Annotated in this window: 13 protein-coding genes; all 13 read left to right on the top strand. The window is 65.9% G+C overall.

The features are described from left to right. Positions 1-676: 4Fe-4S dicluster domain-containing protein (locus tag U4Z64_RS11805; RefSeq protein WP_321820046.1), on the top strand; the 676-nt coding region annotated here is incomplete at its 5' end. Between the two features lie 48 nt (positions 677-724). Continuing rightward, positions 725-1,918 carry a beta-ketothiolase BktB gene (bktB, locus tag U4Z64_RS11810; RefSeq protein WP_044848466.1) on the top strand — a complete coding sequence of 398 codons (1,194 nt, stop codon included), beginning with the start codon at positions 725-727 and terminating at the stop codon, positions 1,916-1,918. A 38-nt stretch (positions 1,919-1,956) separates the two neighbouring features. Next, positions 1,957-2,811, top strand: coding sequence for a 3-hydroxybutyryl-CoA dehydrogenase (locus tag U4Z64_RS11815; protein ID WP_124485735.1), 855 nt, complete (start codon positions 1,957-1,959; stop codon positions 2,809-2,811). Between the two features lie 549 nt (positions 2,812-3,360). Continuing rightward, complete coding sequence (locus tag U4Z64_RS11820; RefSeq protein ID WP_321797611.1) at positions 3,361-4,650, top strand: glycine betaine/L-proline ABC transporter ATP-binding protein; 1,290 nt, start codon at positions 3,361-3,363, stop codon at positions 4,648-4,650. Beyond that, positions 4,647-5,534, top strand: a complete 888-nt coding sequence (locus tag U4Z64_RS11825; RefSeq protein ID WP_321820047.1) for a proline/glycine betaine ABC transporter permease — start codon at positions 4,647-4,649, stop codon at positions 5,532-5,534. Before U4Z64_RS11820 ends, U4Z64_RS11825 begins: the two co-directional genes overlap by 4 nt. 153 nt (positions 5,535-5,687) lie before the next feature. Then, a complete protein-coding gene (locus U4Z64_RS11830) occupies positions 5,688-6,569 on the top strand; it encodes a glycine betaine ABC transporter substrate-binding protein (RefSeq protein ID WP_321820048.1) in 882 nt (293 codons plus the stop codon). Positions 6,570-6,706: 137 nt separating this feature from the next. Continuing rightward, on the top strand, positions 6,707-8,032 hold the full coding sequence (gene glyA, locus U4Z64_RS11835) for a serine hydroxymethyltransferase (protein ID WP_321820049.1): 1,326 nt from the start codon (positions 6,707-6,709) through the stop codon (positions 8,030-8,032). A 162-nt stretch (positions 8,033-8,194) separates the two neighbouring features. After that, positions 8,195-9,082, top strand: coding sequence for a dihydrodipicolinate synthase family protein (locus tag U4Z64_RS11840; RefSeq protein ID WP_321820050.1), 888 nt, complete (start codon positions 8,195-8,197; stop codon positions 9,080-9,082). Positions 9,083-9,088: 6 nt separating this feature from the next. Continuing rightward, a complete protein-coding gene (locus tag U4Z64_RS11845) occupies positions 9,089-10,420 on the top strand; it encodes an FAD-binding oxidoreductase (RefSeq protein WP_321820051.1) in 1,332 nt (443 codons plus the stop codon). A gap of 16 nt (positions 10,421-10,436) precedes the next feature. After that, the gene (locus U4Z64_RS11850) at positions 10,437-11,930 is read left to right on the top strand and encodes an aldehyde dehydrogenase (RefSeq protein WP_321820052.1); all 1,494 of its coding nucleotides are present in this window, start codon (positions 10,437-10,439) and stop codon (positions 11,928-11,930) included. A 499-nt stretch (positions 11,931-12,429) separates the two neighbouring features. Continuing rightward, positions 12,430-13,431, top strand: a complete 1,002-nt coding sequence (locus U4Z64_RS11855; protein ID WP_321820053.1) for a LysR substrate-binding domain-containing protein — start codon at positions 12,430-12,432, stop codon at positions 13,429-13,431. A 30-nt stretch (positions 13,432-13,461) separates the two neighbouring features. Beyond that, complete coding sequence (locus U4Z64_RS11860; RefSeq protein ID WP_321820054.1) at positions 13,462-14,391, top strand: LysR substrate-binding domain-containing protein; 930 nt, start codon at positions 13,462-13,464, stop codon at positions 14,389-14,391. A 179-nt stretch (positions 14,392-14,570) separates the two neighbouring features. Continuing rightward, positions 14,571-15,827 carry an aromatic ring-hydroxylating dioxygenase subunit alpha gene (locus U4Z64_RS11865; RefSeq protein ID WP_321797596.1) on the top strand — a complete coding sequence of 419 codons (1,257 nt, stop codon included), beginning with the start codon at positions 14,571-14,573 and terminating at the stop codon, positions 15,825-15,827. Positions 15,828-15,849: the final 22 nt, after the last annotated feature.

The following is a 15,849-nucleotide window of genomic DNA, read 5'->3' on the forward strand; positions in this document are numbered from 1 at the left end:
CGGCGACGACGCGGGCTTCCTGAACGCATCGCGGATCAAGGGCAGCCACGCGGCGATCAAGACCGGCATGCTGGCGGCGGACGCCGCGTTCGACGCGCTGCAGGCCGGTCGTCAGAGCGATGAGCTCAACGCGTATCCGGATGCGTTCAAGCAATCGTGGCTGTACACGGAGCTGTACCGCGCGCGCAACTTCAAGCAGTGGATGGCGAAGGGTCTCTACCTCGGCACGCTGATGGTCGGGCTGGAACAGAAGGTGATGGGCGGCAACGTGCCGTGGACACTGCATCACAAGCATGCGGACCACGAGATGCTGAAGCCGGCATCGCAATGCACGCCGATCGAGTACCCGAAGCCGGACGGCAAGCTGACGTTCGACCGATTGTCGTCGGTGTTCATCTCGAACACGAACCACGAGGAACACCAGCCGGCGCACCTGACGCTGAAGGACGTGAACGTGCCGGTGAACGTGAACCTGCGCACCTACGCGGGGCCGGAAGCGCGCTTCTGTCCGGCCGGCGTCTACGAGTTCGTCAAGAACGACAGCAACGAAGATCGCTTGCAGATCAACGCGCAGAACTGCGTGCACTGCAAGACCTGCGACATCAAGGACCCGACGCAGAACATCGTGTGGGTCACGCCGGAAGGCGGCGGCGGGCCGAATTACCCGAACATGTAACGCAACGCATCCCCGCGCCCGCGGGCGCGAACGAACCGGAGTGAGACGATGAGCAATGCAGCGAAGGAAGTCGTGGTGGTGAGCGGTGTCCGTACCGCGATCGGCGATTTCGGCGGGAGCCTGAAGGATTTCTCGCCGACCGATCTCGGCGCGAAGGTCGTGAGCGAAGTGCTGTCGCGCGCGAACGTGCCGGGCGATGCGGTCGGGCATGTCGTGTTCGGCCACGTCGTGAACACCGAGCCGAAGGACATGTATCTCGCGCGCGTCGCGGCGATCAACGGCGGCGTCGCGCAGCACACGCCGGCGCTCACCGTGAACCGCCTGTGCGGCTCCGGCCTGCAGGCGATCGTGTCGGCCGCGCAGACGATCATGCTCGGCGACGCCGACGTCGCGATCGGCGGCGGCTCGGAGAACATGAGCCGCGCGCCGTACACGGTGCCGGCCGCGCGCTTCGGCCAGCGCATGGGCGACGCAAAGCTCGTCGACATGATGCTCGGCGCGCTGCACGACCCGTTCCAGACGATCCATATGGGCGTGACCGCCGAGAACGTCGCCAAAAAGTACGGCATTTCGCGTGATGCGCAGGATGCGCTCGCGCTCGAATCGCATCGTCGCGCGGCGCGCGCGATCGCCGAAGGCCGCTTCAAGGACCAGATCCTGCCGATCTCGATCCGCACGAAGAAGGGCGAGGTCGCGTTCGACACCGACGAGCACGTGCGTCACGACGCCGGCCCGGACGACTTCACGAAGCTGAAGCCGGTGTTCGTGAAGGAGGACGGCACGGTGACGGCCGGCAACGCGTCGGGGATCAACGATGCGGCCGCCGCGGTGCTGATGATGAGCGCGGATGCCGCGCGCGCGCAGGGCGTGAAGCCGCTCGCGCGTCTCGTCGCGTACGCGCATGCGGGCGTCGATCCGGCGTACATGGGCATCGGCCCGGTGCCGGCCACGCAGAAGGCGCTCGAGCGCGCGGGCCTGAAGATCACCGATCTCGACGTGATCGAGGCGAACGAGGCGTTCGCCGCGCAGGCGTGCGCGGTCACGCAGGAGCTCGGCCTCGATCCGGCCAAGGTCAACCCGAACGGCTCGGGCATTTCGCTCGGTCACCCGATCGGCGCGACCGGCGCATTGATCACGGTCAAGGCGCTGTACGAGCTGAAGCGCATCGGCGGGCGTTACGCGCTCGTGACGATGTGTATCGGCGGCGGCCAGGGGATTGCGGCGATCTTCGAGAACATCTGATAATCGACCGCTCAGCACCCGAATACACAGGAATCGTCATGGCAATCGAAACCGTCGGCGTCGTGGGCGCCGGAACCATGGGCAACGGCATTGCGCAAACCGCGGCCGTTGCAGGACTCAACGTCGTGATGATCGACGTCAGCGACGCGGCGCTCGACAAGGGCGTCGCCGCCCTGAAGGGCAGCCTCGAGCGGCTCGTGTCGAAGGATAAGCTCGACGCCGGCGCACGCGACGCCGCGCTCGCGCGCATCACGACGTCGACCGACTACGCGAAGCTCGCCGCGGTCGACATCGTGATCGAAGCCGCGACCGAGAACGTCGAGCTGAAGAGCCGCATCCTGAAGCAGATCGAGTCGGTCGCGCGGCCCGACGCGATCATCGCGACCAACACGTCGTCGATCTCGATCACGTCGCTCGCGGCGCTGCTCGCCGATCCGTCGCGCTTCGTCGGCATGCACTTCTTCAACCCGGTGCCGCTGATGCCGCTCGTCGAGATCATCCGCGGGCTGCAGACGAGCGATGCGACCGCGTCGGCGGTGCGTGCGCTGACCGAGCGTTTCGACAAGTCGCCGATCGGCGTGCGCAACGCGCCGGGCTTCGTCGTGAACCGGATCCTCGTGCCGATGATCAACGAAGCGTTCTTCGTGCTGGCCGAAGGCATCGCGTCGGCCGAGGAGATCGACGCGGGGATGAAGCTCGGTGCGAACCATCCGATCGGGCCGCTCGCGCTGGCCGATCTCGTCGGGCTCGACGTGTGCCTCGCGGTGATGGACGTGTTCCTGAAGGACTTCGGCGACACGAAGTATCGCGCGTGCCCGTTGTTGCGCGAGATGGTGTCGGCCGGGCGGCTGGGGCGCAAGACGGGGCGTGGGGTGTACGACTACAGCAAGTAAGCGGCGCATCAGTGCCTCTTCGCGCGGCCGCCTTCGGGCGGCCGCGTGCTTTGCGCGACGCGCTTATGCGTCGAGCGCCGCGAGGTCCCGCGGCAAGGGACGCTTGAACATCGCGAGCATCTGCCGGGCCGCTCTGCCGAGAGCCGGCCCGACGGCCATGTGCGCCGTCGAATGCGCGTCTTCCTGGTAGTTTCCCTTAAGTCCCCTCGTCGGGATTTTCCCCTAGCGCACCCCTGCGCACGCCACGCACGCCGCCTCGGCGCAATTCCCGTCCAATCCCGCACAGCCGCACCGGCACTGGTTTTCACGTCATTCGCACGGTTTCGGGGCAGTCATGCCTTTTTGCCCGCATTCGATGCATTACCAAAGGTATGGAAAAGCGCACAGAAAATGTATCTGGAGCGACGAAATTGGATTGATACGCTGCAGTCACTGAATCAGCGCCGTCAACCACGCGAGCGCGGCATCGAGCCCTGGCAGCAAGCCGGCAATCGATGGCGACACGTGCGGAGTTCGCGGTTTCCGTTACCAGTTAGTCGGGATGACAGAATGGCCCCAAATCTGACGTTTGCACCGGGCGACGTACTTCCCCCCGGAGCAATCTCCACCGACGGTGCGCCGTCGATCGCCCGGTCGAGCATCGCGACCGGAACCGACATCCTGACCGTCAAGCACCTGTCGAAGATCTTCGGTCCGAAGCCCGAGCGTGCGATCGAGCTGATGAAGCGCGGCGTCGGGCGCAACGAGATCTTCGCCGAAACCGGCAACATGGTGGCGGTCGACGACGTGAGCCTGAGCGTGCGGGCCGGCGAGATCTTCGTGATCATGGGGCTGTCGGGCTCGGGTAAATCGACGCTGGTACGTCTGCTCAACCGGCTGATCGAGCCGACGTCCGGGCAGGTCGTGCTCGAAGGCCGCGACATCGCGCCGATGTCGACGCCGGAATTGCGCGACGTTCGACGCCGGAAGATGGCGATGGTGTTCCAGTCGTTCGCGCTGCTGCCGAACCGGACCGTGCTCGACAACATCGCGTACGGGCTCGAGGTCGCGGGGATCAAGAAAGCGCAGCGCTACGAGGTCGCGCGTGCCGCGCTGGAGCGCGTCGGGCTCGGGTCGTACGAGAAGCTGCTGCCGAGCGAGTTGTCCGGCGGCATGCAGCAGCGCGTGGGCCTTGCCCGCGCACTCGCGGTGAACCCGTCGGTCCTGCTGATGGACGAGGCTTTCTCCGCACTTGATCCGCTGATCCGCTTCGAAATGCAGAACGAGCTGCTGCGCCTGCAGAAGGAAGAGCAGCGCACGATCGTGTTCATCTCCCACGATATCGAGGAGGCGGTGAAGATCGGCGGCCGCATCGGCATCATGAAGGACGGCTGCCTGATCCAGGTCGGCACGCCGGCCGAACTGATCCAGACACCGGCGGACGCCTACGTGCAGGACTTCTTCCGCAATGTCGACGTATCGCGCTTCCTGAAGGCGTCGAGCCTGCTGACGAAGATCGAGCGCGGGCTGATTCAGTGCGACGCGGGCACGTCGTCCGACCGCTACCTGAACCGGTTGATCGACAGCGGCGCGGAATGCGGCTACGTGTGCGACGAGGCCGGCCATTACCTCGGCTGCGTGACGGCCGCCACACTGCACCGGTCCGGTGCCCGGCCGATTCGCGAGGCATTCCTGCCCGACTTCCATGCGGTGTCGATCGATACGGATCTGCATCGGCTCGCGTCGATCGCGCTGACCCGGCAGCACGACGTGCCGGTGACGGACGCGGCGGGACAACTGGCGGGCGTCGTGTCCTGCCGGACGATACTCAAGCAGATGATGCAACGGAGGGCAGCATGAACGCGTCGGTGATCGGGAAGTTCGCGGAAGACTTCGTCAACTTTTTGTTTCTGCATTTCCGCGGGGGTTTCGACACGTTTTCGGCGGGGCTCGGCGCGGTCGTGAAGCTGCTCGAAGACGGGCTCGCCGCCGTGCCGTTCATCGCGATGGTCGTGATCATGGTGGGGCTCGCGCTGTGGCGCCGCGGCATCGTGTTCTCGATCTTCGTCGGTCTCGCGCTGCTCGTCATCCATTACATGGGCCTGTGGGCACAGACGGTATCGACGCTCGCGCTCGTTACCGCGGCGACCTTCTTCAGCCTCGTGATCGGCGTCCCGCTGGGGATCTGGGGCGCGCGCAACAACCGGATCGGCATGATCCTGCGCTCGCTGCTCGACTTCATGCAGACGATGCCCGCGTTCGTGTACCTGATCCCGGCCGTGATCCTGTTCGGGCTCGGACGCGTGCCGGCGGTGATCGCGACGATCGTGTTCGCGATGCCGCCCGTCGTGCGGCTGACGACGCTCGGCATCCGGCAGGTCCGCGAGGAACTGATCGAAGCCGGCCGCTCGTTCGGCAGCACCGACTGGCAGCTGCTGTGGAAGATCCAGTTGCCGAACGCGCTGCCGTCGATCATGGCCGGCGTGAACCAGACGATCATGATGGCGCTGTCGATGGTGGTGGTTGCGTCGATGATCGGCGCGGGCGGCCTCGGCGAATACGTGCTGAGCGGCATTCAGCGTCTCGACATCGGGATCGGTTTCGAAGGCGGGCTGGGCGTCGTGCTGCTCGCGATCGTACTGGATCGCCTGACGGAAAGCTTCGGCGTGAAGGCGAAGAAGAAGGCGAAGAAGCCGATCGTGCGCGCCGGCAAGGCCGGCCCGCGTGGCGCGGTACGCACCTGACGAACAGGGCGGTCGAAGGCATTTGAAGGACGATGAAGCGTCGCGGCCACGGTGCCGCGGCGGAACCGGTGTAGCAGTGCGTGGAGACCGGAAACGCCGATCGAAGGCGTTCCTCACCCTTGAAAGACTCGCGTGATTAAAAAGGAGTACTAGATGAATACCCATACGTTCAAGTCGCTTCTGGCGAAAATTGCGGTATCGACGGTGGTGGCCTGCAGTGCAGGTGTGGGCGCGGCATCGGCGGCCGAGCCGGTCAAGATCGCGGTGACCAACTGGGCGGACGTGCTCGCGGTCGCGAACGTCGCGAAGTACGTGCTCGAGACGCAACTCAAGCAACCGGTGCAGTTCGTCCAGGCCGACATCGGCATCCAGTACCAGGGTGTCGCGCGTGGCGATCTCGACATCATGGTCGGGGGCTGGCTGCCGGTCACGCACGGGACCTACTACGCGAAGTACAAGAACGACCTGGACGACGTCGGCATCATCTACACCGGCGGCAAGAACGGCTGGGCGGTGCCAACCTACATTCCGGAATCGGAGCTGTCGTCGATCGCCGACCTGAGCAAGCCGGAAGTCAAGAGCAAGCTGAACGGCACGATCCAGGGCATCGAGCCGGGCGGCGGCCTGATGCAGGCATCCGAGAAGACCATCAAGGCGTACAACCTGGACGGCTACAACCTTCAGGCGTCGAGCGAGGCCGGCATGCTGGCGAGCGTGTCGCGTGCGTACCAGTCGAAGCAGTGGATCGTCGCAACGGTCTGGAGCCCGCACTGGCTGTTCCAGAAGTGGCAGATGCGTTACCTGAAGGATCCGAAGGGCACGCTGGGCGGCGAAGAGCAGATTCATGCGTTCGCGTCGAAGAAGTTCGCGGGCAAGTTCCCGCGCGCCGACGTGTTCTTCAAGCACCTGAAGCTGACGCTGGCCGATGTCGAGGCGATCGAGTTCGAGGGGAACAGCACGAACGACTACGCGAGCGCCGCGAAGAAGTTCGTCGATGCACACCCAGAGAAGCTCAAGGCCTGGCTGCAGCAGTAAAGCCGCGCCCCGGTGGCGCAGACGATGCGATCGGCGTCGTCCGTGCGAACCGGCGGGGCGTATCGCCCGAAGCCGATGGGCGGAGCCGCAACGATGGCGCCGGCCTCGCGATGTGCGGTACGCGCAGTCCATGCAGCATGTCACGAATCGCGTCGCGGAGTCAGCAAGTGAACGAGAACGCCCGCTTTTTTTCCGAAACGCTTCAGAGCCGGGATCCGGTGATCGCGTCGGAGATCGCGCTGGAGCTGCGTCGCCAGCAAACCCAGATCGAACTGATCGCGTCTGAAAACATCGCGTCGGCGGCGGTGCTGGAAGCACAGGGCACCGTGCTGACGAACAAGTACGCGGAAGGCTATCCGTCGCGGCGGTACTACGGCGGTTGCGACCATGTCGACCGGATCGAGGCGCTCGCAATCGATCGCGCGTGCGCGCTGTTCGACGCGAGCCACGCCAACGTCCAGCCGCATTCGGGCGCGCAGGCCAACGGCGCGGTGATGCTCGCGCTCGTCAAGCCGGGCGACACGGTGATGGGCATGTCGCTCGATGCGGGCGGCCACCTCACGCACGGCGCGCGGCCCGCGCTGTCGGGGAAGTGGTTCAACGCGGTGCAGTACGGCGTGAACCGCGACACGCTGCGCATCGATTACGACGACGTGCGCCGGCTCGCCGAGCGGCATCGCCCGAAGCTGATCATCGCCGGTTACTCCGCGTATCCGCGCGCGCTCGACTTCGCCGCGTTTCGCGAGATCGCCGACAGCGTCGATGCGAAGCTGATGGTCGACATGGCGCACATCGCGGGCATCGTCGCGGCCGGCCGGCATCAGAACCCGGTGCCGTTCGCCGACGTGGTGACGTCCACCACGCACAAGACGCTGCGCGGCCCGCGCGGCGGCTTCATCCTGACGAACCACGCCGAGGTCGCGAAGCAGATCGATTCGGCGGTGTTTCCGGGGTTGCAGGGCGGGCCGCTGATGCATGTCGTCGCCGGCAAGGCAGTGGCCTTTGCGGAAGCGCTTCGGCCGGAATTCACCAGCTATATCGAGCAGATGTTGCGCAACGCGCAGGCGCTCGCGCGCGTGCTGACGGCCGGCGGCCTGACGCTCGTCACGGGCGGCACCGACAACCACCTGCTGCTGGTCGACCTGCGCGCCCGGCGCATCACCGGCGCGCAGGCCGAGAAGGCACTGGAGCGCGCGGGCATCACCTGCAACAAGAACGGGATTCCGTTCGATACGGAAAACCCGACCGTCACGTCCGGCATCCGGCTCGGTACGCCGGCCGGCACCACGCGCGGCTTCGGAACCGCGCAGTTCGAGCAGATCGGCGAAATGATCCTGGCAGTGATGGCTGCGCTCGAGCGCGATCCGAACGGCGACGAAGCGGTCGAGCGGTCGGTACGGACCCGCGTGCGCGACCTGTGCAGCCAGTTTCCCGTCTATGCGCACGCGGAGGCGTTCGCCTGATCCGGGAATCGGTCTGAACCTCGAACATCGTTCGGATCACGTAGTGAATCGATCGGCGTCGCTGCGCGTATGCAGCGACGTACCGACGACGTTGTGTCGAATTGCCGGTTTCCTGCCTGACGGGCGGGAACCTGGTGCAACCACTTGATTGAGGAATCGAAAATGAGCTTCGAGGGCGTACACACTCCGCTGGTCACCCCGTTCGACGCGGACGGCGAAATCAACCACGAACTGCTGGGCCGGCATGCGGCCGATCTTGCGGGCCGGGTATCCGGCCTGGGCATCGGCGGGACGACGGGCGAATACTACGCATTGAGCTTCGACGAGCGCGTGCGCACGTTCGACACGGTCGCGGCTGCGGCCGGCGGCAAGACGTTCCTGACCGCGGGCATCAACGCGACCACGACGAAGGAGGTGCTGCGCCTCGGCCGCGAAGCGAAGCGCGCGGGACTGAACGCGTTGCTGGTGGCGGCGCCGTACTACGCGCAGCCGACGCAGCAGGAACTGCTCGCGCACCTGCTCGCGGTCGACGACGCGCTCGACATGCCGATCATGCTGTACAACTTCCCGGCCCGCACCGGCACCGAAATCGGCGACGACATTCTCGAGACGCTGCTCGAGCGCAAGAACTTCGTCGCGATGAAGGAAAGCACCGGCGACATCTCGCATCTGCATCATCTGTCGACGCATTTCAGCGGCCGGCTCGTGCTGAGCTGCGGGATGGACGACCAGGCGCTCGAGTTCTTCGCGTGGGGCGCGCGCAGCTGGGTCGGCGGCGCATCGAACTTCCTGCCGGAAGCGCACACCGACCTGTTCGACGCATGCGTGAAGCGCGGCGATTTCGCGACCGGCCGCACGCAGATGGCCCAACTGCTGCCGGTGCTCGAACTGCTCGAGCGCAGCGGCAAGTTCATTCAGTACGTGCGCTACGGCTGCGAGCTGGCCGGGCTGCCGGTCGGCGTCGCGCGCGCGCCGCTCGGCGCGTTGTCGGGCGACGAGCGCGACGCGTTCGCGAAGCTCGTCAAGCCGTTTCTGCGCGACGGCCGGTAATCCGTCATGGGCTCGACTCTGGAATTCGCGCGGTTTCCGGCGCCGGACGGGATGAACGGGTGGTGGGAGAGCCTTCCGCCCGCACCGGACGCCAATACCGTCAAGTCGGACAGCCGGTTCGACTGGGTCGTCGTCGGCGGCGGCATCACCGGGCTTTGTGCCGTGCGCCGGCTGGCGGAGCTCGCACCCGGTGCGTCCATCGCGCTCGTGGAGGCCGACCGGATCGGCCGCACCACGTCCGGGCGCAATTCCGGATTCTTCGTCGACCTGCCGCACGACATCAGCAGCGAAAGCTACTCGCGCAGCATCGACGAGGATCGTGCGGACGTGCGGTTTCAGCGGCACGGCATCGACTATGTGCGCGAGATCGTGCGGCGTTTCGGCATCGACTGCGACTGGCGCGACGACGGCAAATTCCACGCGTCGGTCAACCGGAAGGGCGCGACCGCGCTCGCGCATTTCGCCGACGGGCTGTCGCGCATCGGCGAAGCATTCGAATGGCTCGATCAGCCGGCGATCCAGGCCGTGACCGGCACCGGGTTCTACACGGGCGCGCTGTTCACGCCGGGCTGCAGCACCGTGCAGCCGGCGGCGCTGATGCGCGGGCTGGCGGCGACGCAACCGGCGAACGTGACGGTGTTCGAGCTCAGCCCGGTGACGCGGATCGAACCGCGCGGCGACACGCGCGTACTGCATTTCGCCGACGGCACGATCGTCGCGAAGCAGGTGATCCTGTGCACGAACGCATACGCGGCGACCTTCGGCATGCATTCGAACGGCTTGCTGCCGGTCTATACGTTCGCGTCGCTCACGCGCCCGATGAACCCCGACGAAGTGGCGAGACTCGGCGGCACGCGCTCGTGGGCGCTGATTCCGGCCGATCCGATGGGCACGACGGTGCGGCGCCTGGTCACCGATCGCATTTGCGTGCGCAACCATTTCGCGTTCCGGCCGGACGTGAAGCTGTCGCAGGCCGATCTCGCGAAGTCGCGGCATTTGCATCAGCGCTCGTTCGAGCGGCGCTTCCCGATGCTCGGCGGCGTCGAGCTCGAATATACGTGGGGCGGGCCGCTGTGCCTGTCCTCGAACAACGGTGCACTGTTCGGCAGGCGCGACGACGGCCTCTACGAGGCGATCGGCTGCAACGGCCTCGGGCTGAGCCGCGGGTCGGCCTCCGGCAAGCTGATCGCCGAATACGCGCTCGGCGAATCGAACAGCCTCGTGCAGCAGTTGCTGAAGCAGCCGCATCCGCGTCCGCTGCCGGTTCGGCCGCTCGTCGACCTGGCCGTGTCGGCGACGATCTGGGCCAAGGAATTCTCGGCTGGTGCCGAGCTTTGATTTTTGAGGAAACGACATGACGACCCATCAGGATTGGAAACAGAAGGCGAACGCGTTGTCGCTCGACGGTCGCGCGTTCATCGCGGGGCAGCGCAGCGCGGCGGCGTCGGGCGAGACGTTCGCGACGCTCAACCCGGCGTCCGGCAAGGTGCTTGCCGAAGTGGCGCGCTGTAGCGACCGCGACGTCGATCGCGCGGTCGCGGCCGCGCGCGAAGCGTTCGAGTCGGGCGTCTGGTCGAAGGCCGCACCCGCGCATCGCAAGGCGGTGCTGCTGCGCGTCGCGCAGCTGATCGACGAGCACGCGGAGGAACTCGCGCTGCTCGAGGCGCTGGAAGCCGGCAAGCCGATCGGCGAATGCCTGGGGCTCGACATTCCCGAGTCGGCCGCGTGCATCCGCTGGCATGCGGAAGTGACGGACAAGCGCTACGACGCGTTGTCGCCTTCCGGCGCCGGCGTCGTCAGCATGGTCACGCGCGAGCCGATCGGCGTCGTCGGCGCGGTGCTGCCGTGGAATTTCCCGGCGCTGATGCTCGCATGGAAAATCGGCCCCGCGCTGTCGGTCGGCAACAGTGTGGTCGTGAAGCCGGCCGAGCAGACGTCGCTGTCGACGCTGCGGATCGCCGATCTCGCGCTGGAAGCCGGCGTGCCGCCGGGCGTATTCAGCGTCGTCACCGGGTTCGGCAGCGAGGCTGGGGAGGCGATCGGCCGCCATCCGGACGTCGATCTCGTCGCGTTCACCGGCTCGACCGCGACCGGAAAGCGGTTCCTGCACTACTCGGCCGATACGAACCTGAAGCGCGTCGTGCTCGAGTGCGGCGGCAAGAATCCGCAGGTGATCCTGCCGGACGTCGCGAACCTCGATGCGGTGGCGGAACAGGCGGTCGCGGCCGCGTTCTGGAACATGGGCGAGAACTGCAGCGCCGGCTCGCGGATCCTCGTTCCGTCGAGCCGCAAGGCGGAACTGCTGGAGAAGGTCCAGGCGGTGCTCGCCGGCTGGAAGACCGGCGATCCGCTCGATCCGGACGTGAAGCTCGGCGCGCTGATCGAACAGAAGCATTACGAGAAGGTGCTCGGCCATATCGAACAGGCGAAGGCGGAAGGCGCGCGCGTGGTATGCGGCGGGCGCGCGATCCTCGCGGAGACGGGCGGCTGGTTCGTCGAGCCGACGATCTTCGATCAGGTGACGCCGGAGATGCGCATCGCGCGCGACGAGGTGTTCGGGCCGGTCGTGTGCTTCATCGAATACGACGACGTCGACGACGCGGTGCGGATCGCGAACGATACATGCTACGGGCTGGCCGCGTCGCTGTGGACCGACAACGTGAACAGCGCGCACAAGGTCGCCGCGCGGATTCGTGCGGGGACGGTCACGGTGAACTGCTTCGGCGAAGGCGACCTGTCGACGCCGTTCGGCGGCTTCAAGCAGTCGGGGTTCGGCGGCCGCGACAAGTCCGTGTACGCGCACGATCAATATTGCGAGCTGAAGACCACCTGGTTGAAGCTCGACTAAGTGGGGCGCGCCGCGCACGCTGCACCCCGGGGCCGCGCGGCCCAGGCTGCAGGTTGCGGCGAAACCGTTTCGGCGGCTTGTCGAGCCGCCGATCGGCTGCGATGTTGTCCTGCACCATGTCGCGCGAGTATGGCCAGCGGCCGCTCGGCCGGCGAGAATGGCGCACGCGGCGCGCGACAGAACGAACGACGCTACGCCGCGTCGGCATCGCGTATGGTGCGCTGCGCCCCCGCGCCGCGCCGCGCAGTGGCCTGGCGCGGGGGCGGATGGGCGGCACCACCGTGCGCCTTGCCGTCTCCATCATCGCTTCCGATAATGGCGACGCAGTGCACAATCGATCAAGAATGACGTCATCGCGACGCCGCCCGGCCGACTCGCAAGCCGTAATATTCAGATAATCGAAAGGTTTGCGATGAGCCTGCTCGCAGGCAGCCGATGGGGACTGCCGTCGACGAATGCGCCGACGCTGCGTCCGACCTCCGTTTTGAGAGTGAAAGCCATGTTGAAGAAGCAATTGTTTGCAGACCGACTCCTCGCGCAGATGCCGTCGCTTCGGGCGCTGCGGTGTTTCGTGACGGCGGCGCGCTACGAGAGCTTCACCCAGGCGGCCGAGGTGCTGTGCGTGACGCAGGCCGCGATCAGCCGGCAGATCAAGGAACTCGAGGATTCGCTCGACGTCGCGCTGTTCGAGCGCACCGGCCGGCATATCGCGCTGACGGATGCGGGGCGCGTCCTCTACAACGCGTCGTACCTGTCGATCATGAACATCGCCGAGGCGGCGGAGGCGGTGCGCCGCACCGACAGGCACGCGCTGATGATCTGCGTGTCGCATACGTTCTCGGCGCTCTGGCTGTCGTCGCGGCTGCCCGCGTTTCGCGAGCGGTTTCCGGATATCCGGCTGAACGTGATCGTCACCGAACACTTCATGGAACTCGACGGGCTCATCGAGCCCGATGTGATCATCACGAAGAACCCGCCGCGCGAGCCCGAGTTCGAAGCCGAGCCGCTGTTTCACGACATCGTGTATCCGGTTTGCAGCCCGTCCTTTCACGAACGCCACTTTCGCGGCCGGTCGCTGAAGCCGCTGGACCTGCTGTCGTACCCGACCCTGAATCTGTCGATGCTCGGCCGCGCGCAGGTGTGCGAGCACGTCGACTGGCGCGTGTGGCGCAACTGGTTCCAGCAAGGCGACGGTACCGACACGCTGACCGAGAACAAGTATCTGGAAAGCAACGACTACCGGCTGCTCGTCGCCCAGGCCGAGGCCGGCGAGGGGACGCTGCTGGGCTGGCATCACCTCGTGCACCGGCAGATCGAGCAAGGCATCCTGGTGCGTCCGGTACAGGACGTGCTGGTGTTCCGCGATCGCCATCACTATCTGATCACGCACCGGAATGCGCAGCCGCGCGACGAATATCGGCTGTTCCGGAAGTGGCTGGGCGACGAGGTCGGCGTGATGATGCGCGGCTGGCTAGATGCCGGGGTCGAGATCGGTCAATAGCACGCTGCCGCCGCACCACGCGTTCGTCAGATGAAACCTGCGTCCGCAACCCCCAAAGGCTATCGCCGTCTGATCCCGTCCGTGACGGCGCTCGTCGAGTTCGAGGCGGTCGCCCGCCTCGGCAGCTTCACGCTGGCCGCGCACGAACTCGGCGTCACGCAGGCCGCGGTGAGCCGGCAGATCAAGTTCCTCGAGGACCTGCTCGGCACGCGCCTGTTCCATCGGCTGCATCGCTCGATCGAACTGACCGACGAGGGTGCGGCGCTGTACCGGGTGATGGCCGAGTCGATGCAGAAGATCGCCGGCGTGTTCGACCGTCTGACGAGCGGCCCGATCCGGCAGGAACTCGTCCTCGCGGCGACCTCCGCGTTCTCGCATTTCCGGCTGCTGCCGCGGCTTGCCGCACTGAAGGCCGCACAGCCCGAGTTGCAGCTTCGTCTCGCGACGCTGATGTTTACCGCCGATCTGCGCCACAACGAAATCGACATCGCGGTGCGCTACGGGAACGGTCGCTGGGCCGACGGCACCGCGATCCGCCTGTTCGACGAAGAAGTCTTTCCCGTCTGCTCGCCGGCCTGGCTGCGGCAGCACGGCGCGCCGGAATCGCTGGCGGAACTCGCCGCCGTCGCGCTGGTGGAGTCCGATTCGACGTCCGAGGGCTGGATGGGGTGGGAGGCGTGGTTCCATGCCGCCGGCTTCCGGCCCGACCGGTTGAATTACGCGCTGCGCTGCAGCTTATATACCGATGCGATCGATGCCGCCCGCTATGGTCATGGTGTCGCGCTCGGCTGGGGGCGGCTCGTCCACGACCTGCTCGACGCCGGGGAACTGGTGCGGTTGTCGGTGGCGTCCTTGCAGATGACGGACGCCTATTACATCGTGGTGCCGCACGGGAAGACGATCACGCCGGCGATCGACGGCCTCGTCGAATGGCTGCGCGCGGACGTCAGGCAGGACTGACGCAGGCACGCCGGCAGACTTTCGCGGCGATTTTCGCTCTGTCCGCTTCGCATGATCCCAGGTAATACCAGAACGAAAATAAAGCGCGTTGACGCTCTTTTTCATCGATCCAATACTGAAATCGACGCGGAACATTCGAAGCCGCGCGATTTCACGAACCTTGGGATTGGAGAAAGACGATGTCCGAAGTGCAAGTCAAGACGCACGGTGACCTGATCCGCAGTCGCCAACCGGGCCACGGGATGCCCGGCGAACTGTTCGGCCGTCAGGACGTCTTCGAAACGGATGTCGAGATCTTCTTCCGGAAGCACTGGATCCTGGTTGGCGTGACGGCCGACGTTCCGGAGCCCGGCGACGTGTCGACCGTCGACATCGGCAAGTCGTCGATCTTCATCGTGCGCGACGACGACGAGAACGTCCGAACCTACCGGAACGTGTGCCGTCACCGTGGCGCGCGCCTGAAGGAGGCGGGGAAGTCGACCGTTGGAATGCTCGTGTGTCCTTATCATCAATGGACGTACGACCTCGATGGCACGCTGCGCCACGCGACGCACATGGGCAAGGATTTCGACACGACCTGCCGCAGCCTGATTCCGGTGAAGACGCGCATCATCGGCACGCACATCTTCGTGTGCCTCGACGACGATGCACCCGAGGACATCGCGAAGCTCGAGGACACGATGGCGCCGCGCTTCGCGCCGTACGACCTGCGGCATACAAAGATCGCGTTCGAGCAGGAGATCGTCGAGCACGGCAACTGGAAGCTGGTGATCGAGAACAACCGCGAGTGCTATCACTGCGCGGGCACCCATCCCGAGCTGACCGCGTCGTTCCTGCCCGAGGATTTTGGCTTCTGCCCGGAAAACCTCACGGACGAACAGCTTCGGGCGTTCGAGGAATACCAGGCGCGCAACGCCAGCTGCCAGGCGAACTGGGCGCGCGAAGGCTTCCTCGGCTCGGCCGTCGAATGGCTCGATGAGGATGCCGTCACGCAGTTCAGGACGCAGCAGCTCGTGATCGCCGGCGCGGGCGAATCGCAGACGATCAGCACGAAGGTGGCGAGCACGAAGCTGTTCGGCGACCTGCAACGGCGCGATCTCGGCGATACGCATCTGTGGACGCACAATTCGTGGACCCACGTGATGAGCGACCACGCGGTGATTTCGTACATCATCCCGCTCGCACCGGACAAGACGCTCGTGCGCACGAAATGGCTCGTCCATGCCGACGCGGTCGAGGGCGTCGATTACACGCTGTCGGATCTGACCGAGGTATGGGTCGCGACGAATACGCAAGACAAGCACCTCGTCGAGATCACGCACGCGGGCACCCAGGATCCTGCGTATGCGCCGGGCGTGTTCTCGCCGTTCACCGAGGCTTACGTCGACCGGTTCTCGCGCTGGTACGGCGCGCGGTTGAGCGCGCACGGGATCTGATGGAGGTGAGACGCGTCGGGAG

This window comes from Burkholderia sp. BCC1996 (assembly GCF_905339955.1).
In the GTDB taxonomy this organism is placed as follows: Bacteria; Pseudomonadota; Gammaproteobacteria; order Burkholderiales; family Burkholderiaceae; genus Burkholderia.

Coding starts and splice junctions, on each gene's coding strand:
- U4Z64_RS11850 (WP_321820052.1), top strand. CDS start 10,437: ATGACGACCCATCAGGATTGGAAACAGAAGGCGAACGCGTTGTCGCTC.
- bktB (WP_044848466.1), top strand. CDS start 725: ATGAGCAATGCAGCGAAGGAAGTCGTGGTGGTGAGCGGTGTCCGTACC.
- U4Z64_RS11855 (WP_321820053.1), top strand. CDS start 12,430: ATGTTGAAGAAGCAATTGTTTGCAGACCGACTCCTCGCGCAGATGCCG.
- U4Z64_RS11815 (WP_124485735.1), top strand. CDS start 1,957: ATGGCAATCGAAACCGTCGGCGTCGTGGGCGCCGGAACCATGGGCAAC.
- U4Z64_RS11825 (WP_321820047.1), top strand. CDS start 4,647: ATGAACGCGTCGGTGATCGGGAAGTTCGCGGAAGACTTCGTCAACTTT.
- U4Z64_RS11840 (WP_321820050.1), top strand. CDS start 8,195: ATGAGCTTCGAGGGCGTACACACTCCGCTGGTCACCCCGTTCGACGCG.
- U4Z64_RS11830 (WP_321820048.1), top strand. CDS start 5,688: ATGAATACCCATACGTTCAAGTCGCTTCTGGCGAAAATTGCGGTATCG.
- glyA (WP_321820049.1), top strand. CDS start 6,707: ATGTCACGAATCGCGTCGCGGAGTCAGCAAGTGAACGAGAACGCCCGC.
- U4Z64_RS11845 (WP_321820051.1), top strand. CDS start 9,089: ATGGGCTCGACTCTGGAATTCGCGCGGTTTCCGGCGCCGGACGGGATG.
- U4Z64_RS11820 (WP_321797611.1), top strand. CDS start 3,361: ATGGCCCCAAATCTGACGTTTGCACCGGGCGACGTACTTCCCCCCGGA.
- U4Z64_RS11865 (WP_321797596.1), top strand. CDS start 14,571: ATGTCCGAAGTGCAAGTCAAGACGCACGGTGACCTGATCCGCAGTCGC.
- U4Z64_RS11860 (WP_321820054.1), top strand. CDS start 13,462: ATGAAACCTGCGTCCGCAACCCCCAAAGGCTATCGCCGTCTGATCCCG.